Source organism: uncultured Campylobacter sp. (assembly GCF_938045225.1).
Lineage (GTDB): Bacteria > Campylobacterota > Campylobacteria > Campylobacterales > Campylobacteraceae > Campylobacter_A.
Map to the genome: position 1 here is coordinate 1 of NZ_CALINL010000126.1, position 8,128 is coordinate 8,128.

The 8,128-nt window shown below is 45.4% G+C and carries 9 protein-coding genes; 6 read left to right on the top strand and 3 right to left on the bottom strand.

Annotated elements, in window-relative coordinates:
• Positions 1-62 precede the first annotated feature (62 nt).
• From Q0200_RS04960 to Q0200_RS04970, 3 genes are read right to left on the bottom strand one after another with little or no spacing between them, the layout of a single operon-like run.
• Positions 63-2,522 (bottom strand): MMPL family transporter, encoded by a 2,460-nt coding sequence (locus Q0200_RS04960; RefSeq protein WP_297938488.1) that lies wholly within the window; start codon positions 2,520-2,522, stop codon positions 63-65.
• A gap of 7 nt (positions 2,523-2,529) precedes the next feature.
• Positions 2,530-3,117: an ABC transporter substrate-binding protein gene (locus Q0200_RS04965; protein ID WP_297938491.1), complete on the bottom strand. Its 588-nt coding sequence runs from the start codon at positions 3,115-3,117 to the stop codon at positions 2,530-2,532.
• A 1-nt stretch (position 3,118) separates the two neighbouring features.
• Entirely contained in the window at positions 3,119-3,940 is an 822-nt protein-coding gene (locus tag Q0200_RS04970) for a VacJ family lipoprotein (protein WP_297938496.1), read from the bottom strand.
• A gap of 63 nt (positions 3,941-4,003) precedes the next feature.
• On the opposite strand from Q0200_RS04970, the gene Q0200_RS04975 reads away from it, so the two are divergent.
• From Q0200_RS04975 to Q0200_RS05000, 6 genes are read left to right on the top strand one after another with little or no spacing between them, the layout of a single operon-like run.
• The gene (locus tag Q0200_RS04975; RefSeq protein ID WP_297938499.1) at positions 4,004-4,786 is read left to right on the top strand and encodes a TOBE domain-containing protein; all 783 of its coding nucleotides are present in this window, start codon (positions 4,004-4,006) and stop codon (positions 4,784-4,786) included.
• A gap of 3 nt (positions 4,787-4,789) precedes the next feature.
• Positions 4,790-5,539, top strand: coding sequence for a molybdate ABC transporter substrate-binding protein (gene modA, locus Q0200_RS04980; RefSeq protein WP_297938502.1), 750 nt, complete (start codon positions 4,790-4,792; stop codon positions 5,537-5,539).
• On the top strand, positions 5,536-5,916 hold the full coding sequence (locus tag Q0200_RS04985) for a TOBE domain-containing protein (RefSeq protein ID WP_297938505.1): 381 nt from the start codon (positions 5,536-5,538) through the stop codon (positions 5,914-5,916). Before modA ends, Q0200_RS04985 begins: the two co-directional genes overlap by 4 nt.
• A complete protein-coding gene (locus tag Q0200_RS04990) occupies positions 5,913-6,857 on the top strand; it encodes an ATP-binding cassette domain-containing protein (RefSeq protein ID WP_297938508.1) in 945 nt (314 codons plus the stop codon). The genes Q0200_RS04985 and Q0200_RS04990 overlap by 4 nt, the downstream gene beginning before the upstream one ends.
• Positions 6,854-7,528, top strand: a complete 675-nt coding sequence (modB, locus tag Q0200_RS04995; protein WP_297938511.1) for a molybdate ABC transporter permease subunit — start codon at positions 6,854-6,856, stop codon at positions 7,526-7,528. Before Q0200_RS04990 ends, modB begins: the two co-directional genes overlap by 4 nt.
• Complete coding sequence (locus Q0200_RS05000) at positions 7,525-7,992, top strand: redoxin family protein (RefSeq protein WP_297938513.1); 468 nt, start codon at positions 7,525-7,527, stop codon at positions 7,990-7,992. The genes modB and Q0200_RS05000 overlap by 4 nt, the downstream gene beginning before the upstream one ends.
• Positions 7,993-8,128: the final 136 nt, after the last annotated feature.

Here is an 8,128-nt window from a genome sequence, read left to right on the forward strand (position 1 = left end):
TGAAATACGTAACCGAAACGGGTTTAAAATTTTAAAGCTTGAAATCCGTCGTTTACGGGGAATCAGCGGGAAATTCTAGACCGGTAAAAGGTTTTGATTAAGGTTGGCAGCAACACCAACGCCCCCAGCAACATCATTATCATAACAAGATCGGTCAAAAGTCCGAAATATATCGTCGGGATAAAGTTGCTAGTTACCATTATGCTAAAGCCGAGGATAATCGCAAACGAGGTGTAGTACATCGCGTAGCCGATACTTGCGTGCGAGGCCTTGATCGACTCGGCGACGTTTTTGCTGCGAAGCTCGATTTTTAGGCGGTGTATGTAGTGGATGATGTCGTCCACGCCGATGCCTATGCTGATAGCCGCTATCGTAATACTCATGATGTCAAGCGGGATACCCATGACGCCCATGACGCCAAATACCGCACAAAGCGGGATCAAATTTGACGTGATAGCGATTGCGGCGAGCTTAATGCTTTTAAAAATAATGCAAAAAACGATAAAAAGCGACAAGATAACAAAACCGAAAGAATCCACCTGCGAGGCGATGAGGCTTTGAAGGAGGTTGTTGTAAAGCACCATCGCGCCGCTAACTTGCACGCTTGCATTGTCGTTTGCAATCAAATTTGCGATATCGGTTTTTAGCTCGTGCAAAAACTCGTCTCTGCGTAGCGCGTCGTCGCTATCAAGAGTTCGCGCGGTAAAGCGCAGCTCGTTGTCCTTTATGCTTACATAGGGGCTTAGGATTATGTCTTTGTATTTTTGCGGGATCTGTTCGTATAGGATCGAGAGCATGAGGCCGTCGGCGGGCTTTTGCGTGATACGCTCGACGATCTTTACGACGGTGTTTAGGCTGCTGGCGTGCCCGATAAAGCGCTTATTTTCTAGATAGTTATGTACCTTTTTCGCGACATCAATTTTGTGCTGATTAAACCAGTACTTATCCTCGTTCGCGCTAGCGGCGAATTCGTCGTCAAATTCGTCTTTAGGCTCGTTTTTGGCCGCGCTTTGTTCAAATTTAGGCTTGTTAAATTTGATCAATATATCAACAGGCACCGTGCCGCCTAGCTTCGTATCGATCACCTGCATGCCTTTGTGGATTTCGGTCGTATCTTTAAAATAGCTTATAAAACTATTTTCAACCTTTAGCTTTGAGATGCCGTAAAGCCCGAAGACAAGCACCGCAATGCTAATCGCATAAACCGCGCGGCTATGATTTAGCGCAAACGCGGCGCAGTGTTTAGTAAAGCTAAATTTATCCTCAAAAGTTCTAACGGGAGCGAGCTTTGGCATCAGCGCCATCGCGGAGCCAAATAGCAAAAACGCGAGCGCCAGCGAGATAGAGATCGACGCACTCATCATGATACCTAGCATTATGATAGGCTTGATATCAGAAAGCGCAAGCGACAAAAAGCCGATAACGGTCGTAAATATCGCAAAAAACGATGGGCTGGCCTTATCGCGCAGCGTGAGATAGACTAGTTGACGGTTGCTAAGATGCGGTTTTGTGATGCAAAACTCGCGGTAACTCACGATCAGGTGAATGACGACCGAGATCGTGATGATGAGCTGAAGGGCGATGTAGTTTGAGCTGATGACGGTAATCTCCCAACCGAAAAACCCAAACAGCCCGCTCGCCCAGATAACGCTAATTACGCAGATAAAAATCGGCATAACGATGTGGCGAATCTGCCTAAAAAAGAGCCAAAGGCAAAAGACCAAAAGCAGCGTGACGCTGATGCCGTAGGTCGCAAGATCGGATCGCACGAAGCTCACCATATCGTCGGCGATCATATTTGCTCCGCCTAGAAACAAACTCTCGCCGCCGCCAAATTTCGCTATCGTCTCGCGGATCTGCTCGATCGCGGCGTTCTCTTTTATACGCGCTTCGTCGCGGTGAGCTTTAAACTGCGCATTTACCTCGCTTAGACGCTGTTTTTGCTCGCTCGTGATATTGCCGTCTAGCTTGGCGTTTAGCAGAGCGTTTCGCTCGTTTAGTATGCTTTGATATTTCTCATCGGTCTTTAAATTTAGCACGATCGCCGTAGTTTTTAGATCACGGCTAACGAGGTTGTTCGTATATAGCGGACTATCTGCAAACTCGCGGCGCACCAAGGTTTTGTTTATATCTGTATCGGCAAGGCTAGGTACATGCTTAACCAGCTCGCCTAGATCGTTAGTTCCGCTTTGAAGCAGCGGGATGTTTAATATAGAAATGACGCTTGAGACGAGCTCGTTTTTTTCTAGTTCGCGGCTTAAATTTTCTATCTTTTCAAGCGTAGAGGGTGCGAGCAGATCGTCTTTTGGCGTGTAGGCGATGACTAGGTAGTTTGGGCTAACGTAGCGTTTAGAAACGTCTCTAAAGACGGCTAGATCTTTATCGTTTTCAAGTAGCAGTGTCTCGGTAGACGCGTCCACCTCGAGCTTGCCGCTAAAATATCCAAAAACTAGCGTCGCGGTTAGCACGCCCGCGATAACGCTCTTTGGAAAGTCGACGATAAATTTAAAAATCCGCTTCATCAGCGCCTTATTGCGGAGCTTGGACGGAGTTTAGCTTGCTAAGCAAATTTTCAAAGCTCTCGTTTTCCATCAGGCTATCAAACTGGCTGCGGTAGGTTTGGATGATGCTAACGCCTAAAATTTCGACGTCGTAGATGAGCCAGCCGCGCTCTTTGGCGTTGTAAAATTTATACGTAAAGCCGTAGTTTTTACCGTCCTCGCCGACTAGATCCGCATTTAGAAAGTAGCGATTTTCGTTTGGTTTGGTCGCGTCTTTAAAATTTATAGTTTGGTTTTTGTAGCTTAAAAGTTTATCGACGTAGCTTGATTTTAATCTCTCTTCGAAGGCTTTGTTAAATTTAGCCTTTTGCTCGGCGCTTAGGTTGTTATAGCGCTTGCTTAGAGCGATCTTTGACATCTGTTCGTAGTCGAAATACGGATCAAAAACGGCGAAAATTTTGCTTATTTTCTCGTCTTTGCTCAAATTTGCGTTTTTTAATACCTCGATAGCGTCTTGCGTCGTTTTTTGCATCGTAGGTTTTATCTGCTCCTCGCTGATAGCAAAGAGGCTAACCGCGCTAAAAAACGCAAGCAGAATGATTTTTAAAAACTTCATTTTATTCCTTTATTAGGTGGTTGCGGCGCTGTTCGTATGCGTCGCGTAGAAACGGATACAGATCGATCGCGTCTTTTTTAAGATTGTCGTAAGCATCTGGATGTAAAGACAAAAGGTTGCCCTGACGGAAAGTTTTTATCGCAAAGGAGTCTAGAGCCGGCTTTACATAGCTGATGGGATCGAGATAATAATCGCCGACTAGACCGACGATATCGCGTAAATTTGACGGCCCGATAAACGGTAAAACCAGGTGAAATCCGCTACCCACGCCCCAGTATCCTAGCGTTTGACCGAAGTCCTCGTCGTGGCGTTGCAGATTATAGTATTTCGCGCCGTCGGTTAGCCCGCCAAAGCCGATAATCGTATTTGCCAAAAATCTCAGCGTCTCCTCGCCGGCCTCGCTAAATTTAAACTGCAAGAGGTTGTTTACGAAGCGAACGGGATATAAAAGGTTGTCAAAAAAGTTCCCCACTGCAGTTCTAGCAGCCTCGGGCACTATGTAGTTATAACCTTTTATCGCGGGGTGGATGGCGTTTACGTACATAAAATCATTAAATCCCGTCATCATTCTATTATAGCCGCTAAGCGGATCGAAAATCTCGCTAGGCTGCGTAAATTCGTCGTCAAATTCGCTCTTTTCTTGCGTTTGTTCGGCAAAAACGCAACTAAAAAAAAGCAAAAGAGAGAGTAAAAATTTTCTCATCAAATCTCCGAATTTCAAGTCTGCAAAGGCAGTAACCTGAGATTTTATCTCAATGTAGCTTTTAAATTTATAAATTTCAAAATGCCCGGTATTACGAAGTTTATTTAAGTTATTTTTCATATATATTTAAATATACTTCCTAGCAAATTATTTTTTTATATTGATAGAATTTGGGGGATTTTCATGAAAGCAGACGTTAGTTTAGAGCTATTTTTAGATAGCGGCGTATCGGTGCTGGCTAAACATATAGAGCTTTTAAAGGCCGTAGAACACACCAAAAGCATAACCAAAGCCGCCGAGTACGTCGGCATCTCGTACAAAAACGCATGGGACAGCCTAGACGCGCTAAACAACCGCTCGGACGAACCGCTAATCGCAAGAGCCGAAGGCAACAAGAAAAACAGCGGCTCGGAGCTCACTGCGTATGGCAAAAAGATGATCGCGCTATATGACGCGATGCTAGAGAGCCAAAAGATATTTTTAGAAAAAGTTTGTTCAAATATAAACGTTGATACGAACGAAATTTTAAATTTACAGCGCATGAGCATGAGTCTGAGCGCGCGAAACCAACTAAGCTGCGAGATAACCGAAGTAAAAACGGGCGCGGTAAATTCGCAAATCAGCGCCAAGCTCTCAAACGGCGAAATTTTACGCGCTAACGTCACGGTCGAGTCTGAAAAAAATCTAAATTTAAAAGTCGGCAAAAAGGTCGTATTTATCTTTAAAGCCCCAAGCGTAATGCTCGCAAAAGAGGAAAATCTAAAGCTAAGCGCGGCAAATTTATTAAAAGGACGCGTTATCGAGGCTAAAATCGGCTCCGTAAACGCCGAAATCGTACTAGAAATCAGCAATCATCAGACGCTAACCTCTATCATCACCAAAGATAGCGCGATGGATATGAAAATCGGCGTGGGCGACGAGCTCACCGCTATAATCAAAGCAAGTCAAATCATAGTAGGAGTATAAAAAATGAAAAAAACATTTTTTTCGTTAGTCGTCGCGGCTATCGCCGCTTTTAACCTAAACGCGGGCGAGATCAACGTATTTGCCGCAGCAAACGTCACTTATGCGTTTGACGAGCTAAAGTCCGAGTTTGCCAAATCAAATCCGGACACCAAAGTAACCGTCACTCTAGGAGCTAGCGGCGCGCTATCTACCCAGGTCAAAAACGGCGCTCTTGCCGACGTTTTCATGGCTGCGAATATGAAATTCGTAGAGGATCTATATGACACCAAATTTGCCGTAACCGAGCCTGTAGTATACGCTCAGGGCGCGCTTGCTCTATTTACGATCAGAGATATCGATCTAGCTAAGGGCATAAACGCGGTAGAAGGCCTAAAAGCCATCGCGATCGCAAACCCCGAAACCGCTCCTTACGGTAAGGCTAGCGTCGAAGCTCTAAAAAAAGCGGGCATCTACGATAAAGTCGAGAAAAACGTCATCCTAGCAAAATCTATCGGCGAAGCTCTAAGCCAAGCTCTAAGCGCTGCCGATGTAGGATTTATCGCGGCTTCTGCAATGCACGATAAAAAAATGGCCGAGTACAAAGAGGGTAAAAACTTTATCCTCATCGATCCTGCGCTCTACACTCCGATCGATCAAGGCATGGTTATCCTAAAACACGGCGAGAACAATCCTGAAGCCAAAGCTTTCTACGACTTCATCAGAAGCGACCGCGCGAAGGAAATCTTTAGAAAATTCGGATACGTCATCCCGTGATAAAGGCTAAAATTTCGGCGATAGAGCAAAATGACGGCGTTAGTGTTTTTGAGTTTAGCGCCGAAAATTTGAGCCTCAAAATGCTATCCTTGGAAAATCTGCAAAATTTAAAAATCGGCGACGAAGTTCGGCTAGGCTTTAAAAGCTCGGACGTATTCGTCGCTACCTCCCCGCTTTTAAACTGCTCGGTCTCAAACGAGATAAAAGCGCAAATTTCAGACATCCAAAGAGGGCAAATCACGAGCTCGCTGCATCTAAACGCGGGCGAGTTTGAGTTTGAAAGCATCATCTCCACGGCATCGCTAAAGCGGCTAAATTTAGCACCGGGCGATCAGATTTACGCCTACATCAAGGCAACCTCGCTCTACATCGCATGATAGAACTAAACTGCATAAAAAGCCTAAACGGCGCAAACGGGAAATTTAATCTAGACGTAAATTTGAACGTAAAAAAGGGTGAATTCGTCGCCTTGTACGGCAAAAGCGGTAGCGGCAAAACGACGCTTTTGCGCCTGATCGCAGGATTTGAAACGCCTGATAGCGGAACGATAAAAGCAGGCGGCCAGACGCTATTTGACGGTAAAAACTTCACTCCGCCCCAAAGCCGAAATATCGGGTTTTTATTTCAAGACTACGCGCTTTTTCCAAATATGAACGTGATGAAAAATCTGCTTTTTGCAAACAACGACGTAAATTTAGCACGCAAGCTACTAGAACTAGTCGAGATGAGCTCGCTAGAAAACGCTGCCATCTCACAGCTCTCGGGCGGTCAAAAGCAGCGCGCCGCCCTAGCCCGCGCACTCATGCGAAAGCCAGAAATTTTACTACTCGATGAGCCGCTTTCAGCCCTTGATAACGCCATGCGCGAAAAGCTGCAAGACTACCTTGCTAAGGTGCACGCCGAGTTTGATATGACGACGATTTTGGTTAGCCACGACGTCGCGGAGATCTACAAACTCGCCTCAAAAGTTTTCGTGCTAGAGGGCGGTAAAATCGCGCAGGAAGGCAGCCCTGGCGAGATATTTTTGCGCCACAGCGGCTCGCAGAAATTTAGCCTGCCGGCTAAAATTTTAGAAATCTCAAAGCGCGACGCCATCTACGTAGCCGTCGTTTCCGTCGGTGGGCAGCTTTGCGAAGTAGCTCTAAGCACGGCGGAAGCGGCAAATTTAAAATCAGGCGACGAGGCGGCGATAAGCGCTAAGGCATTTGGGCTAAATTTACAAAAAAGCGGTGGTGAAAACGACAAATTTTACGGCGCTAAATCGGGCAAATTTGACGAGCGAAACGATCAAATTTACGCGCAAAGCGAGGCTAGATGAATATAGATTTTACGCCCTTTTACCTCTCGCTAAAGCTTGCTTTTATCTCGACTGCGATCTTGTTTTTTCTCATGCTGCCGGTCGCGTTTTGGCTCAGCCGCGCGAGTTTTAAATTTAAACCCGTGCTAGAAGCCGTGATCTCGCTGCCTCTCGTGCTGCCGCCTTCGGTGCTCGGTTTTTACATGCTGGTTTTTCTCTCGCCTTACAACTTTTTGGGCAAATTTTTTGAGCAAACCTTTGATATCCGCTTGGTTTTTAACTTTTCAGGCCTCATCATCGCTAGCTGCATTTACTCGCTGCCTTTTATGTTTCAGCCGCTTCAGGCGGGCTTTGCGAGCCTGCCAAAGAGTCTTTTTGAGGCGAGCTATTCGCTAGGCAAAGGCAAATGGGAGACGCTTTTTAGAGTTGCTCTGCCAAACATCAAACCATCGCTTCTAACCGCTCTCATAGTAAGTTTCGCGCATACTTTGGGCGAGTTTGGCGTCGTGCTGATGATAGGCGGCAGCGCCCCAGATAAGACTAAAGTCGCGAGCATCGCCATCTACGAGGCCGTCGAGCTCATGGACTACACTAAGGCGCACGTTTATTCGGCGATTATGCTGTTTATAAGCTTTGCGGTGCTATTTTTAGTCTATTTTTTTAATAATTCACACTCAAAGAGGACGCAATGAAAGATATAAACGCAAATCCGGTCAAATTTGACGAGCTAACGAGCGGTAAAAACTGCATAGTTTTTACATATCCTAAAATGGGCGAGAGCGGGAAGTTTTTGCCTGAAAATTTAAAGGATTTAAAGGGGCTAACAGGCTGCACGCTTCAGTGCAAAGCCTATCAAGAAAACCTTGTAAAGCTCGAATCTGCGGGCTTTACGCTAATCGCCGTCGGTTCTCAGAGCGTAGAAAAGATGAACGAGTTTAAACAAAGCGTAGGCGCAAATTTTATATTTTTGAGCGATGAAAACTTCGAGCTAGAATCCCCGTTAAATTTGCAAACCTTTACGACAAACGACGGCAAGAAATTTTACCGCCGCCAAACTCTGATCATAAAAAACGGCGAAGTCGTAAAAAGATTTAACGACGTAGCAGAGCCAGCAAACGACGCTATAAATGTACTTGCGGCGATAGAGCGGCTTTAAATTTTGGCTGATTTTCGCAATACGGCGAGCGACTTTAGGGCTCAAATTTGAACGCAAATTTAAGCCGATTTGATTCGGCTTAAATTCTTTTATTTTCGGCCAAATTTGACCTATTTTTCTTTAAATTTATTTGCTT

What these genes read in the sequence shown, in the direction of transcription:
- Q0200_RS04960 (WP_297938488.1), bottom strand. Translation starts at nt 2,522, where the DNA reads ATGAAGCGGATTTTTAAATTTATCGTCGACTTTCCAAAGAGCGTTATC.
- Q0200_RS04965 (WP_297938491.1), bottom strand. Translation starts at nt 3,117, where the DNA reads ATGAAGTTTTTAAAAATCATTCTGCTTGCGTTTTTTAGCGCGGTTAGC.
- Q0200_RS04970 (WP_297938496.1), bottom strand. Translation starts at nt 3,940, where the DNA reads ATGAAAAATAACTTAAATAAACTTCGTAATACCGGGCATTTTGAAATT.
- Q0200_RS04975 (WP_297938499.1), top strand. Translation starts at nt 4,004, where the DNA reads ATGAAAGCAGACGTTAGTTTAGAGCTATTTTTAGATAGCGGCGTATCG.
- modA (WP_297938502.1), top strand. Translation starts at nt 4,790, where the DNA reads ATGAAAAAAACATTTTTTTCGTTAGTCGTCGCGGCTATCGCCGCTTTT.
- Q0200_RS04990 (WP_297938508.1), top strand. Translation starts at nt 5,913, where the DNA reads ATGATAGAACTAAACTGCATAAAAAGCCTAAACGGCGCAAACGGGAAA.
- modB (WP_297938511.1), top strand. Translation starts at nt 6,854, where the DNA reads ATGAATATAGATTTTACGCCCTTTTACCTCTCGCTAAAGCTTGCTTTT.
- Q0200_RS05000 (WP_297938513.1), top strand. Translation starts at nt 7,525, where the DNA reads ATGAAAGATATAAACGCAAATCCGGTCAAATTTGACGAGCTAACGAGC.